This window comes from Klebsiella sp. 2019SCSN059 (assembly GCF_021739525.1).
Lineage (GTDB): Bacteria > Pseudomonadota > Gammaproteobacteria > Enterobacterales > Enterobacteriaceae > Klebsiella > Klebsiella quasipneumoniae.
Genome location: NZ_JAKKOM010000004.1, coordinates 178,886 through 196,048, shown reverse-complemented (window position 1 = coordinate 196,048; position 17,163 = coordinate 178,886). Strand labels below are relative to the sequence as shown.

At 59.0% G+C, this 17,163-nt stretch carries 13 protein-coding genes; 6 read left to right on the top strand and 7 right to left on the bottom strand.

Translation table 11 applies throughout. The features are described 5' to 3' along the window. Window positions 1-107: 107 nt before the first annotated feature. The gene (gene fumA / locus L2I46_RS07220; RefSeq protein ID WP_023289520.1) at window positions 108-1,760 is read right to left on the bottom strand and encodes a class I fumarate hydratase FumA; all 1,653 of its coding nucleotides are present in this window, start codon (window positions 1,758-1,760) and stop codon (window positions 108-110) included. A gap of 53 nt (window positions 1,761-1,813) precedes the next feature. After that, complete coding sequence (locus tag L2I46_RS07215) at window positions 1,814-3,325, bottom strand: anion permease (protein WP_049092623.1); 1,512 nt, start codon at window positions 3,323-3,325, stop codon at window positions 1,814-1,816. A gap of 641 nt (window positions 3,326-3,966) precedes the next feature. Between L2I46_RS07215 and L2I46_RS07210 the strand changes: the two genes are divergently transcribed. Then, window positions 3,967-6,744 carry a flavocytochrome c gene (locus L2I46_RS07210; protein WP_236947682.1) on the top strand — a complete coding sequence of 926 codons (2,778 nt, stop codon included), beginning with the start codon at window positions 3,967-3,969 and terminating at the stop codon, window positions 6,742-6,744. Between the two features lie 65 nt (window positions 6,745-6,809). Continuing rightward, on the top strand, window positions 6,810-7,760 hold the full coding sequence (locus tag L2I46_RS07205; protein WP_236947680.1) for an FAD:protein FMN transferase: 951 nt from the start codon (window positions 6,810-6,812) through the stop codon (window positions 7,758-7,760). Here the strand turns inward: L2I46_RS07205 and dcuR are convergent. Together dcuR and L2I46_RS07195 are read right to left on the bottom strand one after the other, a co-directional pair. After that, window positions 7,741-8,460 carry a two-component system response regulator DcuR gene (gene dcuR, locus L2I46_RS07200; RefSeq protein ID WP_023289524.1) on the bottom strand — a complete coding sequence of 240 codons (720 nt, stop codon included), beginning with the start codon at window positions 8,458-8,460 and terminating at the stop codon, window positions 7,741-7,743. The two genes, L2I46_RS07205 and dcuR, sit on opposite strands and share 20 nt — an antisense overlap. Continuing rightward, complete coding sequence (locus L2I46_RS07195; RefSeq protein WP_023289525.1) at window positions 8,457-10,073, bottom strand: sensor histidine kinase; 1,617 nt, start codon at window positions 10,071-10,073, stop codon at window positions 8,457-8,459. Before L2I46_RS07195 ends, dcuR begins: the two co-directional genes overlap by 4 nt. A gap of 152 nt (window positions 10,074-10,225) precedes the next feature. Here L2I46_RS07195 and L2I46_RS07190 point away from each other — a divergent pair, with 152 nt between their 5' ends. From L2I46_RS07190 to L2I46_RS07175, 4 genes are all read left to right on the top strand, one after another. After that, on the top strand, window positions 10,226-10,549 hold the full coding sequence (locus L2I46_RS07190; RefSeq protein ID WP_219803850.1) for a hypothetical protein: 324 nt from the start codon (window positions 10,226-10,228) through the stop codon (window positions 10,547-10,549). Window positions 10,550-10,748: 199 nt separating this feature from the next. After that, entirely contained in the window at window positions 10,749-11,669 is a 921-nt protein-coding gene (locus L2I46_RS07185; protein WP_236947678.1) for an N-acetylmuramic acid 6-phosphate etherase, read from the top strand. A gap of 307 nt (window positions 11,670-11,976) precedes the next feature. Next, window positions 11,977-13,587, top strand: a complete 1,611-nt coding sequence (mqo, locus tag L2I46_RS07180) for a malate dehydrogenase (quinone) (protein ID WP_236947715.1) — start codon at window positions 11,977-11,979, stop codon at window positions 13,585-13,587. 157 nt (window positions 13,588-13,744) lie between these two features. After that, window positions 13,745-14,671 (top strand): LysR family transcriptional regulator, encoded by a 927-nt coding sequence (locus tag L2I46_RS07175; RefSeq protein ID WP_023289529.1) that lies wholly within the window; start codon window positions 13,745-13,747, stop codon window positions 14,669-14,671. Here the strand turns inward: L2I46_RS07175 and mdcH are convergent. From mdcH to L2I46_RS07160, 3 genes are read right to left on the bottom strand one after another with little or no spacing between them, the layout of a single operon-like run. Further along, window positions 14,661-15,563, bottom strand: coding sequence for a malonate decarboxylase subunit epsilon (gene mdcH / locus L2I46_RS07170; RefSeq protein ID WP_044522772.1), 903 nt, complete (start codon window positions 15,561-15,563; stop codon window positions 14,661-14,663). The two genes, L2I46_RS07175 and mdcH, sit on opposite strands and share 11 nt — an antisense overlap. After that, a complete protein-coding gene (locus L2I46_RS07165) occupies window positions 15,563-16,180 on the bottom strand; it encodes a malonate decarboxylase holo-ACP synthase (RefSeq protein WP_023289531.1) in 618 nt (205 codons plus the stop codon). The genes mdcH and L2I46_RS07165 overlap by 1 nt, the downstream gene beginning before the upstream one ends. A gap of 3 nt (window positions 16,181-16,183) precedes the next feature. Continuing rightward, the gene (locus L2I46_RS07160) at window positions 16,184-17,143 is read right to left on the bottom strand and encodes an AEC family transporter (RefSeq protein ID WP_085550820.1); all 960 of its coding nucleotides are present in this window, start codon (window positions 17,141-17,143) and stop codon (window positions 16,184-16,186) included. Window positions 17,144-17,163: the final 20 nt, after the last annotated feature.

Genomic DNA, 17,163 nt, shown 5'->3' with positions numbered 1-17,163 from the left:
TCGTTGAGCATAGCCGGGCAGGAAGTGAGTTCAAGCTGGCGCGGCGCGGGCTAAAAAAAAGCCGTCACCTGAACGGCGACGGCCTGCTGTTAGCGCCAGAGGGGGCGTTAGCCGTGCTGTTTACAGCCGGCGCACTGCTTGTTCTGGATCTGCTGGAAGAAATCGTTGCCTTTATCATCGACGAGAATAAACGCCGGGAAATCTTCCACTTCGATTTTCCAGATCGCCTCCATCCCCAGTTCCGGATACGCCACGCACTCAAGGCTCTTGATGCTCTGTTGCGCCAGCACCGCCGCCGGGCCGCCGATGCTGCCGAGGTAGAAGCCGCCGTGTTTGTGGCAGGCGTCGGTGACCTGCTGGCTGCGGTTGCCTTTCGCCAGCATCACCATGCTCGCGCCATGGGACTGCAGCAGATCGACGTAAGAGTCCATGCGGCCTGCGGTGGTCGGGCCGAGGGAGCCGGAGGCGTAACCGGCAGGCGTTTTGGCCGGGCCGGCGTAGTAGATCGGGTGATCTTTCACGTACTGCGGCAGTTCCTCGCCATTATCGATAAGCTCTTTCAGCTTGGCGTGGGCGATATCGCGGGCGACGATAATAGTGCCGTTGAGACTCAGGCGGGTGGAAACCGGATGGGCGGACAGTTGCGCCAGGATCTCGCTCATCGGCTGATTCAGGTTGATGCTGACCACCTTGCCTTCGCCCTGCTGACGCAGATGTTCAGGGATATATTTTCCTGGATTGCTCTCCAGTTTCTCAATCCAGATACCGTCGCGGTTGATTTTGGCTTTGATGTTGCGGTCGGCGGAGCAGGAGACGCCCATGCCGATCGGACAGGAGGCGCCGTGGCGCGGCAGGCGGATCACCCGGATATCGTGGGCGAAGTATTTGCCGCCGAACTGCGCGCCGAGGCCGAGGTTTTGCGCTTCCTGCAGCAGTTCCTGCTCAAGCTGCACATCGCGGAACGCCTGACCGTGCTCGTTGCCTTCGGTTGGCAGACCGTCGTAGTAGCGGGTGGAGGCCAGCTTGACGGTTTTCAGCGTCGCTTCCGCCGAGGTGCCGCCGATGACAAAGGCGATATGGTACGGCGGGCAGGCAGCGGTACCAAGGGTACGCATCTTCTCCACCAGATAGTTTTTCAGCTTCGCCGGGGTGATCAGCGCTTTGGTTTCCTGATAGAGATAGGTTTTATTGGCGGAACCGCCGCCTTTCGCCATGCACAGGAATTTATATTCGTCGCCGTCGACGCTGTAGAGATCGATCTGCGCCGGCAGGTTGGTGCCGGTGTTGACCTCTTTATACATATCCAGCGGGGCGTTCTGCGAGTAACGCAGGTTATCTTCGGTATAGGTGTTGTACACGCCCTGCGCCAGGGCGGCTTCGTCGCCGCCGCCGGTCCAGACGCGCTGGCCTTTTTTACCCATGATGATGGCGGTGCCGGTGTCCTGACAGGTGGGCAGGACGCCTTTGGCGGCGATTTCCGAGTTGCGCAGGAACTGCAGGGCGACATATTTATCGTTATCGCTGGCCTCCGGGTCGAGCAGAATCGACGCGACCTGCTGCTGATGGGAGACGCGCAGCATAAAGGCGGCGTCGTGGAAGGCCTGCTGCGCCAGCAGGGTCAGCGCCTGCGGTTCCACTTTCAGCACTTCCTGGCCGTCAAATTCGGCGACGGAGACGTGCGCTTTGCTGAGCAGATAGTATTCGGTATCGTCGTGCGCCAGCGGGAACGGATCCTGATAAACAAACGGTTTAGTCGACATAATCACTTACTCCATAAAGATAAAACCGCCGGGGTGGTCCCGGCGGTTATGAATCAGAACATCATGGACATCCACGGATAGCCAATCAGCAGCAGGGCGGCCAGGAAGATGGCGCCAAAGATGGTGCCGAGGCGCCAGTAATCTTTGGTCGGCAGATAGCCGCTGCCGTAGTAGATCGGGCTTGGGCCGGTACCGTACGGGGTGATGATCCCCATCACGCCCAGCGAGGTGACCATCAGCAGAACGAACACTTCCATATTCATCCCCGGAATGGTGGCGGCGATGGTCAGCATGGCCGGCAGCAGCGCGGTAGTGTGCGCGGTGGTGCTGGCAAACAGATAGTGCAGCAGGTAGAACGCCAGCAGCAGGACGATGGTCGCCATCCCCGGGGAGATACCGCTCATCAGCGCGCCGCCCTCTTTACCCAGCCAGGCGATAAAGCCGGTAGAGGAGAGGCCGTCGGCCAGCGCCACCAGGGTGGCGAACCAGACAAAGGTGTTCCACGCCGCTTTGTTGTTGGTGATATCGCTCCAGGAGAGCACGCCGGTCCACAGCATCAGCACGATAACCAGCAGGGCGGCCAGAGCCGGTTCAATCCAGTCGGCGGCGAAGATCCACATCATCAGCGCGAAGCAGACGAACACCAGCAGCAGGATCTCATTGCGCGACAGTTTGCCCAGTTTTTCCAGTTCACGAGCGGCCCACAGCGGCACTTCGTTATTGACTTTCACTTCCGGCGGGTAGAACCAGTAGGCCAGCAGCGGCATGGTCAGGATCAGCAGTACGCCAAGCGGCAGGAAGGCGATGAACCAGGTGCCCCAGGAGATGTTGATACCGACGATGCTTTTTACCAGCGCCAGCGCCAGCAGGTTCGGCGCCAGTGCTGACAGGAACATCGAGCTGGTGATACAGGCGGCAGTGATCGCTACCCACATCAGATAGGAACCGATTTTACGCGCGCTCGGATCGTTTGGTTTTGAACCGTACAGCGGCGGCAGGTTGGCGATAATCGGGTAGATGGTGCCCCCGCTGCGCGCGGTATTCGACGGCGTAAACGGCGCCAGCAGCAGATCCGCGAAGGTGATGGCGTAGCCCAGCGTCAGGCTGCGACGGCCGAGATATTTCACCAGAATCAGCGCCAGGCGGCGGCCGAACTGGGTTTTATCGTAGCCGGCGGCGAACATAAAGGCGCCGAAGATAAGCCACACGGTGGAGTTGCCGAAGCCGCTCACCGCCCACTTAAAGGAGGCGCCGGCCATTTTGAAGCCAGGTGCGGCCATCTGTTCCGGGCTGAACAGCAGCCACTGACTGCACAGGGCGATGACCACCACGCCGGTGATGCCGATAACGGCGCCAGGCAGTGGTTCAAAAATCAACCCGACGATCACCCCGACGAAGATAGCGAAGTAGTGCCAGGCGTACGGCGGCAGGCCGTCCGGGACCGGGACGAAGAGTAACAGCACGGCAACGATAATCGGCAGCGCCATCATCAGGAGACGTTTTTTATTCGCAGTCGTTGGATTGACTGCACCGGCAGGCGGTATGGTTGTCTTTTTCTCTTTCATAATGAGTATCTGCAAGTTGTTGAAAATAACGTTTACGCCAGCGATTCGCTCAGTGATTTCTTTAATTACAAAAGTTTCTTTAGTTTTTATTTTGCGTTTCTGAGTATCGTTGGGGCGATTATTTAACGCGATTTGATGGGCGTTAAATTAAATTTATTGGTTATTTATATATTGCGCTTTCAATGGCCGTTGCAATTGATCAAGATCAAGAAAAGCAGGTGATTTCACTATTTTTTTATTATCAGTATAACCCTATGTGATGAAGTGTTATTTTGGCGAAAATATCGGTAAATGTTAAAATAAAAATAAGAAATTAATGCTATTTTTTTTCATGTGTTTCGTAACTTGCTGAATAATAACTGTAATGTTCGCGAGTTTGGTCGTTGTGAATGTTAACGTAAGTATCTGAAATGTTATCGTTCATTTGTATTATGTAAATGCTATTTATTATTTTAATAATACAATAGAGGTAGCGATGTTATTGCTGGGGTTAAATAGTTTTATAACTAACGTAATTGATTTAGTAACTAAAAAACCCGTTATATTATTGGCATGACAACAGGAATTAAAAAAACACAACCATTAATGATTCCGTCACCCCATTCTGAATTTTTAATATTTTAAAATCTGGAGCGTAACTTATGACCAGTAACGAACGAATTCTGCAGCCATTTACTTTACCAAATGGTACGGAGCTGAAAAACCGTTTGCTCATGGCGCCGATGACCACCTGCACCGGTTATTACGATGGGACTGTCACCAGCGAGCTGGTGGAGTACTATCGCGCTCGCGCCGGCAGCATCGGCACCATTATTGTCGAGTGCTGCTTTATTGATGACTACGGCCTGGCCTTCCCGGGTGCTATCGGTATCGATAACGATGAAAAAATCGCCGGCCTGGCGAAAATCGCCGAAGCGATTAAAGCGGAAGGTTCGAAAGCGATTCTGCAGATCTATCACGGCGGCCGCATGGTCGACCCGCAGCTGATCGGCGGTCGCCAGCCGGTGGCGCCGAGCGCTATCGCCGCCCCGCGTGAGGGCGCCGCGATGCCGCGGGCGTTGAGCGGAGACGAAGTGGAAGGCATGATCGCCAAGTTTGGCGATGGGGTCCGTCGCGCTATCCTCGCCGGTTTCGACGGGGTCGAAATTCACGGGGCTAACACCTATCTCATTCAGCAGTTCTATTCGCCGAACTCCAACCAGCGCGACGATGAGTGGGGCGGTAGCCGCGACAATCGCGCTCGTTTCCCGCTGGCGGTGCTCGACATCACCCATAAAATGGCCCGCCAGTACGCTGACGATGCCTTTATCATCGGTTACCGCTTCTCGCCGGAAGAGATGGAGGTCCCGGGGATCCGCTTCGACGACACCATGTATCTGCTGGAAAAACTGGCCGCTCGCGGCGTCGATTATCTGCACTTCTCGGTGGGCGCGACTCTGCGTCCATCTATCGTTGATATCTGCGACCCAACGCCGCTGATTGAGAAATACTGCGCCATGCGCTCTGACACTCTGGCTCAGGTGCCGGTGATGGGCGTCGGCGGGGTGGTTAACGTCGCCGATGCCGAGCTGGGCCTCGATCACGGCTATGACCTGATCGCCGTGGGCCGCGCCTGCATCGCCTATCCGGACTGGGCGGCTCGTATCGCCGCGGGTGAAGAGCTGGAGCTGTTTATCGACAGCACCCAGCGCGAGGCGCTGCACATTCCGGAACCGCTGTGGCGCTTCTCGCTGGTGGAAGCGATGATCCGCGACATGAGCATGGGCGACGCCAAATTTAAGCCGGGGATGTTTGTTGAAACCGTTCAGGATGACGCCAATGAGCTGGTGATCAACGTCAGCCTCGAAAATGACCATATCGCCGATATCGAACTGGCGGCGAGCCCGGTGCAGACCGTGGAGTTCACCACCAGCTTTGAAGAGATCCGCGAACGTATTCTGACCGCCAATACCCCGCACGTGGATGCTATTTCCGGGGCCACCAGCCAGAGCGAGGCGGTGAAAAAAGCGGTCGCCAAAGCGATGCTGAAATCGAGCAAAGCGCTGGCGGCGGAAGAGGGCGGCAATGACGCCGCGCCGAAAAGCTATGATGTGGTGGTGGTCGGCAGCGGCGGCGCCGGTCTGGCGGCCGCCATTCAGGCTCACGACGAAGGCGCCAGCGTGCTGATCGTCGAGAAAATGCCGACCATTGGCGGGAATACCATCAAGGCTTCCGCCGGGATGAACGCCGCGGAGACCCGCTTCCAGCGCGTGAAAGGCATTCAGGACAGCAAAGATCTGTTCTATCAGGAAACCCTGAAAGGTGGGCACAATAAAAACAACCCGCAGCTGCTGCGCCGCTTCGTGGAGAATGCCCCGCAAGCCATTGAATGGCTGGCTGACCGCGGCATTATGCTCAACGATATCACCACCACCGGCGGGATGAGCATTGACCGCACCCACCGTCCGCGCGACGGGTCAGCGGTCGGCGGCTATCTGATTAGCGGCCTGTTGCGCAACATCACCAAACGCGGCATCGACGTCCTGCTGGATACCTCGGTGGAAGAGATCCTGATGAGCGGCGATGAAGTCAGCGGCGTGCGTCTGATCAACGACGAAAACGAGATCGTTGAAGTCCAGAGCAAAAGCATTGTGGTGGCCACCGGCGGCTTCAGCGCCAACAGCGCGATGGTGGTGAAGTATCGTCCTGACCTCGAAGGATTCGTCACCACCAACCACAAAGGGGCCACCGGGAGCGGTATCGCGCTGCTGGAGCGTATCGGCGCCGACACGGTGGATATGGGCGAAATTCAAATTCACCCGACCGTTGAACAGCAGACCTCCTATCTGATTTCCGAGTCGATTCGCGGCGGTGGGGCGATCCTCGTCAACCAGCAGGGTAACCGCTTCTTCAACGAAATGGAGACCCGCGATAAAGTCTCCGCGGCGATTATCGCCCTGCCGGAACACTATGCGTACATCGTCTTTGACGAACATGTACGGGCGAAAAACAAAGCCGCCGATGAGTACATCGCCAAAGGCTTCGTCACCAGCGCCAGCTCGCCGCGTGAACTGGCGGAGAAACTGGGGATGGATTACCATGCCTTCCTCGCCACCCTCGAGTGCTACAACGGGGCGGTGGAAAAACAGCATGATGAACAGTTTGGCCGTACCACCGCGCTGCGTGCGCCGATTAACGAAGGTCCGTTCCACGCCATTCGTATCGCCCCGGGGGTGCACCACACCATGGGCGGCGTGACCATTAACACCGATGGCGAAGTGCTGAACGTTGCCCGGCAGCCGATCCGCGGCGCCTACGCCGCCGGTGAGGTGGTTGGCGGGATCCACGGCGGCAACCGTATCGGGGGTAACGCGGTGGCGGATATCATCATCTTCGGCACCCTCGCGGGCCACCAGGCGGCGAAACGCGCCAGAGGATAACACGTCATTGTTGATGCCGGGCCGGCGCTGTCGCCGCCCGGCTTATCCCTACTAAGGAGAGCCCGATGTCTGATAACCGCGTCTATAGCTACTCCGCCGTTCTGATGGGTTCTCCCATCCTGCTCAAACTCTGCTCCCATGATGAGGCGCTGGCCTCCCGCGTATTTCAGTTAATCAAGCGCTACGAAGATCTGCTTACCGTTAACCGCGCCGAGTCCCAGGTGATGGATATCAACCACGCCGCCGGACGTCACCCGGTGACCGTCAGCCGCCCGGTCTTTCAGCTCATTCAGTGCGCCAAAGCCGCCAGCATGGTGCGCGACAGCGCCTTTAACCTCGCGATTGGGCCGCTGGTGAAGCTGTGGCGGATTGGCTTTCAGGGACACAGCGTGCCTGACGCCGGCGAAATCAGGGCCCGGCTGGCGCTGACCCGCCCGCAGGAGGTGATCCTTGATGAGGCAACCTGCAGCGTGTTTCTTCAGCAGCCGGGGATGGAGCTGGATCTTGGGGCGATCGCCAAAGGCTATATCGCTGACCGGGTGCGTGATTATCTGCGTCAGCAGCATGTGGAAAGGGCGCTGATCAACCTCGGCGGCAATGTGCATACCCTCGGCGAATGGGCTATTGGCCTGAAAAAACCGTTTGCCGATGCGCAGGCGCTGATCGGCTCCCTGACGGTCAACGGACAGTCGGTAGTCACCTCGGGCACCTACGAACGTTATTTCGAGCAGGACGGCAAGCGCTGGCACCATATTCTCGACCCGCGCAGCGGTTACCCGCTGGACAACGAACTCGACAGCGTCACGGTGATTTCCAGCGATTCTTTAGACGGCGATATCTGGACCACGCTGCTGTTCGGCCTCGGCGTCGAGAAAGGCTGCGCAGCGTTGCGTCAGCGGCAGGATATCGACGCGATTTTCGTCACCAAAAATCGCGACATTATACTGTCAGCGCCGCAGCGCTTGCGCTTTGCGTCGCTGGACAGCGGCTACCGCGTTACTGGCTGTACTGCTTAAGCAAACTGTACTGTTCGGCCACCAGGCGGTAGCGATAGACCGGCCGCCCGGTGGCGCCGTAGTGAATAGTGGTATAGAGAATATTGATCTGCGCCAGCCAGATCAGATACTTGCGGCAGGAAACGCGGGAGATATTCACCGCCGCCGCCAGCTCATCGGTAGAGAATTCAACGTCCGGGTGAGCGTCAATCCACTGGCACAGGGTGCGCAGGGTTTGCGCGGTGAGCCCCTTGGGCAGCTTGCGCGCGTCGCTGGCTTCCGGCGCGCCGCCGTGCAGCAGGCGGTCAACGTCGGCCTGCTCGTAATAGGGTTGACCGGTTATCAGCTTGCGCTTCTCCCGCCAGGTGGTGAGCGCCTCTTCAAAACGGGGAAACTGGAAAGGTTTAATCAGGTAATCGACCACTCCGTAATGCATGGCGGTCTGCACCGTGGCGGCATCCGCCGCCGAGGTGATCATGATGACGTCGATGGCGCGCCCCGATTTACGGATAGTCGGCAGCAGATCGAGCCCGCTGTCCTGCTGCATATAGACATCCAGCAGCACCAGATCGATCTCCAGCTGCGGATCGTTAATCATCTCCCGGGCTTGACTGAGCGTCGAGGCGCTCCCGCTGCAACGAAAGCCGGGAACCCTTGCCACGTACAGGCGATTCAGTTCGGCCACCATGGCATCATCGTCAACAATCAACACATTTATCACGCACGTTTCCTTTTACTATCCCAGGGGAGATGAACAAAAAATTGGGTAAATACGCCGGGTTCCGACTCGACGGCGAGGGTGCCGCCCAGCTCGCGTAATTGCTGGTTGGCGAGAAACAGCCCGACGCCGCGATTCTCGCCTTTGGTGGAGAAGCCTTTGTTAAAGATAGCGTCGATGTTGTTTTCCGGGATCCCCGGCCCGTCGTCGCTCACTTCACCGCTTAGCCAGCCGTCCTGATAGTGCAGCAGCAGGCCGATTTCGCCCTCCGCCTGACCGCTCATGGCGTCCAGCGCGTTCTCGATAAGGTTGCCCAGCACCGTCACCAGCACGGTGACCTGCTTCTCATTCGGGCAATCCGGCACCAGGCTCTCTTCCGCCAGCTTAAGGGTAAAGCCGCACTCGGTGGCGCGCTGCATTTTACTTATCAGAAAGCCAGCCACCACCGGGGATTTAATGCGGTGCTGAATATCGCCGATGTCCGCCTGGTAGCGGTGGGCGGTCTGCAGCACGTACTCCTCGAGTTTGCCATAGCTTTTCATATTCAGCAGGCCGAGGATCACGTGCAGTTTGTTCATAAACTCATGTGAGGTGGTGCGCAGGGCATCCACATAGCTCATCATGCCGTCCAGCCGCTGCAGCAGCTGGCTGACTTCGGTCTTATCGCGGAAGGTACAGATGGCGCCGACCACCGCCTCCTGGCTGCGGATAGGCACCGTATTGCTGATGAGCAACAGGCCATTGCACCCCAGCTCGCGGTCGTACATCGGCTCGCCGCTGTGCAAAACCGTCTGCAGGTCGGCGAGCAGCGGGGTATGCGCGAGGGTCTTGTCCGGCCCGGAAAAGAGTATCTCGCGCGCCGCCGGGTTGATCAGGTTAACCTCACCATGGGCATCGACCGCCACCACCCCCTCCTTGAGGGCGTGAAGCATGGCCTGACGCTGCTGAAACTGAGTGGAGATTTCGTGCGGCTCCAGCCCCAGCAGGACGCGCTTCAGGCCGCGCACCAGGCTCCAGGTGCCGATGGCGCAGACCAGCGCGCTGAACAGGATGGTCAGCAGCACGTCCCAGCGGCTGTTGGCGATCTGCTCGTCCACTTTACTCAGCGAAATGCCGACCACCACCACGCCAATCTGCTGATGCTGGTCGTTGAACACCGGGGTAAACACTCGCAGCGCCGGGGCCAGCACCCCGTGGTTAATGGCCACGTTCTCTTTTCCCTGCAGCGTCGGCTGGATATCGTGGCCGATGAAGGGTTTGCCAATAATTGAGCTGTCCGGATGCGAATAGCGAATACCGTGCATATCGGTGACGATAGCGTACAGCAGGTCGTTGCGCCGGGTGATGGCCTGCGCCAGCGGCTGAATAATCTGCTGCTGCGGCGGCGCCGCCAGTCCGCGCTTCACCTGCGGCATATCAGCCATGGTGCGCGCCACCGCCAGCGCGGTCTCTTTCAGGCCGTCGCGGGTGGCATTGCTGATCTGCATATACCACAGGGCATAGACCAGCAGCAGCACGGCACCGATCACGCTGCCAATCATCAAGGAGACGGCGGTGCTCAGCTTTAGCGGTAAGGCGCGTTGACGAACGCGAGGCGGGTGCTCTGATGCCTTCATGACGATCCCGGATAGATTCAGTGAACGATTATTATCGCTGATAGCGCGGCATTCATAAAGCCGTGTAATCAAAGCAAAAGGCCGCTTTTGCTACGGTAGCCTCGGCCCGTCCACGATAAACTGTCGCTTTTCGCCACAGGCTTAAGGCAGACATGATGGAACTGGCATCTCTGGTCCGGGATATCCTCCGGCAACAGCACGTTGAACGACTGACGCAGCATCGTGAACAGGATCGTGAAGCGGAAGCAGAGTGGGAGATCGCGCGCTGGCGGCATCGCAGCGGGGTGGTGATCCAGCACCGCTACGAGATCGAGCTTCCGCAACAGGATGCCGCCTCCTGCCCGGAGTGCTGGATCGACTGGCAGGTTATCGATAGCGCCGGCCTGGAGGTGAAGCCAATGCGCAAACAATTTTATAACCTCTGTCAGCAATCCTTCTGGCTGGCCATGCAGGCGGAAGGCGAAGATAAGACCTGATACAGGATTGCTCAGATAATCGGCAATTGCCCGTGAACGGGCGATCGGGACGGTAAACTGTGACCCCGACGGCGGTAAAGCGCGGAAGATTCCCCTTATAGTGGCGACAGAGGTTAAATAGTCCTGATGAATATAAGGATATGCATCAGGCCGCTGATTTCGCCGAGATGCGCTTTTTCTGTTGTAAATGGAGGTTGTTATGAGCAGTTCGCTAACCGCGTCAATGCAGGCACGTCGTCACCCGGATTCCACCCACATCGATCGCCTCGCCACCGCCGACATGCTGGCGATGCTGCATCAGGATGATAAGCAGATATCGGAGGCGGTCGGCGCCTGTCTGCCGGATATCGCCCGGTTGATTGATATCGCCACCGCGACAATGAGCCGGGGAGGGCGTCTGGTCATTATCGGCGCCGGGGAATCAGGCCGCACGGCAGTCCAGGCGGTCAGCGACTACTCTCCGGAAGGCAAACACGCGCTGGTGGGGCTGATTGCCGGTGGCCAGACGGCGGCGATGGCCGAGCGGGAGACGGCGGCGAATAATTACGATCTTGGCGCCTTCGAGCTGCAGTCGCTGGACTTTTCCAGCCACGATATGCTGCTGGCGCTGACCGTTAGCGGCAAGACCCCGTGGGTCTGGGGGGCGATGCGCCACGCCTGGTCGCTGGGGGCCCCGATCGCGGTGGTGACCCAGCAGGCGGCCAGTGAGGCGGCGCAGCTGGCGGATATTGTTATTGCTCCGCAGACCGGGCCGGAAGCGGTGGCGGGTTTGACCAATCCGAAGGCCCGGCTGGCCCAGCGGCAGATCCTTAACATGGTGTCGACGGGCCTCGCTATCCGTGACGGCCGGGTGTACAGCAACCTGCGGGTGGATCTGCAGGCTGACACCCCGCACTGGGCGGAGCGGCAGGTGGCGATTGTCATGGCGGCCACCGACTGCACGCGCAGCGAAGCAAAAGCCGCGCTGACCAGCTGCCACCACCATTGCCGCACCGCGATCCTGATGTTGCTCAGCGGGCTGGACGCCTGGCACGCGCGGGAGCTGCTGACCAAACATCACGATCATCTGCGTCTTGCCCTGCGCGAAGCCCAGCGCAGCGCTGTCACTCCCGCCCATTAAGCCTGTCGCCAGGCGCGCACCAACGGTGTGCGCGTCTGGACTTTATTAACTAAAGAAATCCCTCTTTTCTATTTTACCCGGCAATCGCGCTGAATTTTCAGCCATAATTTTACGGCGACTTTTATTTTTTGCGTCGTTCTGATTTTTTAAGTTAAATAATTATTTGATTAAAAATGCGAGAGTGTAAATGATATTTTAAAATAAAGTAAAAGTGCGTTAATATGCTGCCTCTTATTACCGTGTGCTACGTGATAATTCTATTATGCCTGCAATGAAAAAAACGATTATTTCCTTTACCGCATTAGCGATGTTCGTCAGCGCGGCGACGCATGCTGAAGCGGATACCTCTAAAAAAACTGACTTCCTGCTGATTGGCGGCGGGATCATGAGCGCCTCGCTTGGCACCTGGCTGCAGGCGCTGCAGCCGGACTGGGACCTGACCATGGTGGAGAAACTGGACGGCGTGGCCCTGGAATCTTCCAACGGCTGGAATAACGCCGGTACCGGTCACTCGGCGAATATGGAGCTGAACTATACGCCGGAGCGGGCCGACGGATCGATTGACGTCAGCAAAGCGCTGGATATTAACGAACAGTTTATGATCTCCCGTCAGTTCTGGTCGGCACAGGTGAAGCGCGGTATTTTGCACGATCCGCACTCCTTTATTAATTCCACGCCGCATATGAGTTTCGTCTGGGGCGATAATGTTGATTATCTGCAAAAGCGTTATAACGCGCTGCAGCAGACCACCTTATTCCAGGGAATGAAATTCTCCACCGACCACGCGCAAATTAAACAGTGGGCGCCGTTGGTCATGGAAGGACGCGATCCGCAGCAAAAAGTGGCTGCCACCTGGACGCCGGTCGGTACCGACGTGAACTACGGCGAAATTACCCGGCAGCTGATCGGCAGCCTGAAGAAAAACAGCCATTTCACCCTGCAAACCTCCTCTGAGGTCACCGATTTCAAACGCAATGCCGATAACTCCTGGCACGTGACCATTAAGAACGTGCAGAGCGGGGAAGCGCAGACTATTGACGCGAAATACGTCTTTATCGGCGCCGGCGGCGGCGCGCTGAAGCTGCTGCAGAAAACCGGTATTCCGGAAGCGGACAACTATGCTGGCTTCCCGGTGGGCGGTTCGTTCCTGATGACCGAGAACCCGGCGGTCACCGCGCAGCACCTCGAGAAAGTGTATGGCCAGGCTTCGGTCGGCGCGCCGCCGATGTCGGTACCGCACCTTGACGCCCGCTACCTGGATGGCAAGCGCGTGGTGCTGTTTGGGCCGTTCGCCACCTTCTCCACCAAGTTCCTGAAAAACGGTTCCTTCTTCGACCTGTTGAGCACCACCACCACTGACAACGTGCTGCCGATGACCCACGTCGGACTCGATAACTTCGACCTGGTGAAATATCTCGTCAGCCAGGTGATGCTCAGCGATGATGACCGCTTCGCCGCGCTGAAAGAGTACTACCCGGACGCGCGTAAAGAGGACTGGAAGCTGATCCAGGCCGGCCAGCGCGTGCAGATCATTAAGAAAGACGCAGAGAAGGGCGGCGTGCTGAAACTGGGCACCGAAGTGGTGGTCGATCAGCAGAAAACCATTTCCGCGCTGCTCGGCGCGTCGCCGGGGGCTTCCACCGCCGCGCCGATCACCCTCAATGTGCTCAAGCAGATGTTCCCGACGCAGTTTAACTCGCCGGAGTGGCAGACCCGTATCCACCAGATCGTGCCGAGCTACGGCCAGAAGCTGAACGGTAACGTGGCGCTGACCCAGCAGGTTTGGGATGATACCGCCGCGACCCTGCAGCTGACGAAACCGCCGGTGATCCAGATGCCAGCGGCTGCGCCCACCGCGACCGCGAAGCCGGCTGAGCCGCAGCGCGACGCCTCGCCGCAGCACGATATGGCGCTGTAAAAGCAAACTCGATAGAGAACAAAAGGGAAGACCACGGTCTTCCCTTTTTTGCGTTCCTTGCCGGCCTAAGCCGCTCTCTGCCTGCAACTTTGCCGTCATAAACGATATACTGATTTGAATTGAAAAAAGAAAAGCAAATCAGGAGCGTGGAAGGGCTATGCAAGACGATATCAACCAGGAGATCACCTTCCGCAAGCTGTCGGTCTTTATGATGTTTATGGCGAAGGGCAATATCGCCAGAACCGCCGAAGCGATGAAGCTTAGCAGCGTCAGCGTTCACCGCGCGCTGCATACCCTGGAAGAGGGGGTGGGCTGCCCACTGTTTGTCCATAAAGGGCGCAATCTGCTGCCGCTGCAGGCGGCGTGGACGCTGCTGGAATATTGTCAGGATGTGATGAGTCTGATGAGCCGCGGCCTTGAGGCGACGCGCAAAGTCGCCGGCGTCGGCCAGGGGCGGCTGCGCATCGGCACCCTCTATTCCCTGACCCTGGAAACCGTCCCGCGCATTATCATGGGTATGAAGCTGCGTCGCCCGGAGCTGGAGCTGGATTTGACCATGGGCTCTAACCAGATGCTGCTGGATATGCTGGAAGACGACGCCCTCGACGCTATCCTGATCGCCACCAATGAAGGGGAGTTCAACAATACCGCTTTCGACGTGGTGCCGCTGTTTGAGGACGATATCTTTCTCGCCGCCCCGGCGACGGCGCAGCTGGATAGCACACAGCTTGCTGACCTGCGCGATTACGCCGACCGGAAATTCGTCTCGCTGGCGGAGGGATTCGCCACCTATGCCGGGTTCCGGGAAGCGTTTCATATCGCTGGCTTCGAGCCGACGATCGTCACCCGGGTGAATGACATCTTTTCGATGATTAGCCTGGTGCAGGCGGGCGTCGGGTTTGCGCTGCTGCCGGGGCGGATGAAAAAAGTCTATGAAAAAGATGTACAGCTGTTAAAGCTGGCGGAACCGTACCAGATGCGCCAGCTGATCTCGATTGTCTATTCACACCATCGCGAACGCGATGCCGACCTGCTGGCGCTGGCGGCGGAAGGGAGAATGTACGCCCGGAGCCTTAATCGCTAAGCCGCTGCGCCAGATGGCGGGCGACATCCACGCCGCTGCGTTCCAGCGAAAGGGTCTCTCCGCGCCAGCCCGCCTGGCGGGTCAGGCAGGTCAATACCCCGCCGGGAGGCATTTCAATCGCTAAGCGCGCGTCGCGCTCATCGGCGGCGATCATCGCCTCCTGCCAGTGGACGGTGCGCGCCATGTTCATCGCCAGATCGTCGGCGATCCGCTGGGGATCCCACAGCACGCGCGCCGTCGAGCCGCTTAAATAGGCGCACTGCGGGCGCGTTAAGGTCACGTCGGCAAAGGCTGTTGCCAGCGCGGCGGCGGGTTTATCCAGCAGCGCGCAGTGCGACGGGACGCTGACCGCCAGCCGTTGCGCCTTACTGGCGCCCGCCTGCAGCGCCAGCTGCGCCACCTCGGCCATGGCTTCATCGCGTCCGGCGATCACGATCTGCGTTTCGGCGTTCAGGTTGGCAAGATAGACCTCGTGGCCCTGCATCAGCGCCTCAACCCGCGGGCGGGTCAGGCCCATGATCGCCGTCAGCCCGTAACCTTCGGGATAGGCCTGCTCCATAAGATCGCCGCGCAGGGCCACCAGCCGCAGCGCGCTGGCGAAATCGAGCGCGCCGGCAATCACCGCTGCGGGAAAGGCGCCGATGGACAGGCCGCTGACCATCTGCGGATTGACGCCCTGGCGCTGTAGCTCGCGCGCCCAGGCTACCCCGGCGATCAGCAGGCAGAGCTGGACCGCACGGGTATGTTTTAGCGATCCGGCGCTATCGAGGGCCTCGACTTCATTCCCCAGCACGGCGCGCGCCTGGCTGAGGATCGCTTCGCGGTCGGGGATAGCCGCCAGCATGCCGGGACGCTGGGCACCCTGTCCGGGAAAAGTAAACAAAATCTTCATCATTCCTCCCTGCGCCACGGCGCAGCGGTTAAGCGCGCGCCGCGGGACGTTTTCAGCAGCGCTCGCCCATCGCGTAGCCACTCATTGAGGGCGAAGGCGCCGTATGGCGTTTCGACCTGGGTATCGGCGCGGCACGGGAGCTGGGCCACCCGGGACTGCCATTCCAGCAGCGCCTCGCGGGCCAGCGGCTGCGGGGCGCGGATCAGGAGATCCAGATCGCTTGCCGCATGGAGTACCGGGATTTCGGTCGCCAGCGCGTAGCCGGTGCTGCCGGTGACGCCCCAGCGCCAGGGCCAGTCGCCCAGCGTCAGGGCGATGGCCGCCTGGACCGGCGGCTGCGAAACAAAAGGGGAGCCCAGCAGGCGCTCGCGCTCCACCAGCATCTCCGGGGTGACGCTGCGAACGATATTGTGCGCCTGTACCCAGCCGGCGGCGCGCTGTTCGCGCTTCATGCCCCGCACCCCAACCGGGATGCGGGCCTGGCCGTCAACATCGCGCCTCACCACCACCGGCAGCGCGGCTCGCCACTGCTGAGCCACCCACGGCTCGACAATATCTTCCAGGGCGCTGGCGTGGTTTAACCACACTAAATCGTGGGGACGCGGCGTTGATGACATGGTTTACAGTCCTGAAGTCAAAGAGATAAACAGCGGTAGCGACAGGATACACAGAACCGAGCTCAACAGCAGCACGGCTTCAGCATCCGGGGACTGCACGCCGAAGCGGTTGCCGAAGACCACGCCGAAGAAGCCGGCGGCCAGGGCAATCATCAGGATCGTGGTGATGGCGATGGCGCCGTGCAGACCCAGCAGCATCACCAGTCCCCAGGCGATAAACGGCTGCACCAGCAGTTTCACGATGGTGGAGGTGGCGATCAGCGCATTGAGCTGCAGTTTACGCGCCGAGAGGATCACCCCGGTGAGGAACAGCGCCGCGGCGGTGGCGGCCAGGCCCAGCGGTTTGATGGCGGCCAGCAGCAGGTCCGGCATTTTAATGCCGATAGCGGAAAGCACCACCCCGAGCAACGGGCCCCAGACGATCGGCTTTTTCACCGAACGCCACATCAGCACCGGCAGCATCGCCAGCGTAGAACCGGTGGTTTCCCCCGCGGCGCGGGCTTTTTCACGTTCCAGAATCAGCAGGCAGAAGGGGGTCATCAGTACCGAACCGCAGGCGATAGAGACCGCCACCGACAGCGAAGTCGATGCGCCTTCGCCGAGCACGCTGCCGAGGATCGGCAGGCCCAGCGCGGCGTAGTTCGGCAGGGCGACGGTGAGGGTCAGCACCGCGGCATCCTGCGGGGTGCGTTTGAAGACGCTGGTGGCGAGGAAGTAAATCCCGGCGTAGGTGATCCACATCGCGCCAGTGAGCACCAGCACCAGCGGCGACTGGGCGACGATACCGGCCCACGGAGTTTGCACCGTGGCGCTGAACAGCGTAGCGGGTAAGGCAAAATCCATTACAAAGATATTGAGCAGGGAGACATTTTTGTTATCTACCATCCCGGCCTTACCGGCCCAGAAGCCCAGCAGCATAATGACGAAAATCGGGGCAAGAGCATGAATAATCACATAAGTCATAAATCACCTGTAAATAAAAT

Bases quoted from the DNA above. Each gene is read 5' to 3' on its own strand.
- fumA (WP_023289520.1), bottom strand. From the start codon at position 1,760: ATGTCGACTAAACCGTTTGTTTATCAGGATCCGTTCCCGCTGGCGCAC.
- L2I46_RS07215 (WP_049092623.1), bottom strand. From the start codon at position 3,325: ATGAAAGAGAAAAAGACAACCATACCGCCTGCCGGTGCAGTCAATCCA.
- L2I46_RS07210 (WP_236947682.1), top strand. From the start codon at position 3,967: ATGACCAGTAACGAACGAATTCTGCAGCCATTTACTTTACCAAATGGT.
- L2I46_RS07205 (WP_236947680.1), top strand. From the start codon at position 6,810: ATGTCTGATAACCGCGTCTATAGCTACTCCGCCGTTCTGATGGGTTCT.
- L2I46_RS07195 (WP_023289525.1), bottom strand. From the start codon at position 10,073: ATGAAGGCATCAGAGCACCCGCCTCGCGTTCGTCAACGCGCCTTACCG.
- L2I46_RS07190 (WP_219803850.1), top strand. From the start codon at position 10,226: ATGATGGAACTGGCATCTCTGGTCCGGGATATCCTCCGGCAACAGCAC.
- L2I46_RS07185 (WP_236947678.1), top strand. From the start codon at position 10,749: ATGAGCAGTTCGCTAACCGCGTCAATGCAGGCACGTCGTCACCCGGAT.
- mqo (WP_236947715.1), top strand. From the start codon at position 11,977: ATGTTCGTCAGCGCGGCGACGCATGCTGAAGCGGATACCTCTAAAAAA.
- L2I46_RS07175 (WP_023289529.1), top strand. From the start codon at position 13,745: ATGCAAGACGATATCAACCAGGAGATCACCTTCCGCAAGCTGTCGGTC.
- mdcH (WP_044522772.1), bottom strand. From the start codon at position 15,563: ATGAAGATTTTGTTTACTTTTCCCGGACAGGGTGCCCAGCGTCCCGGC.
- L2I46_RS07165 (WP_023289531.1), bottom strand. From the start codon at position 16,180: ATGTCATCAACGCCGCGTCCCCACGATTTAGTGTGGTTAAACCACGCC.
- L2I46_RS07160 (WP_085550820.1), bottom strand. From the start codon at position 17,143: ATGACTTATGTGATTATTCATGCTCTTGCCCCGATTTTCGTCATTATG.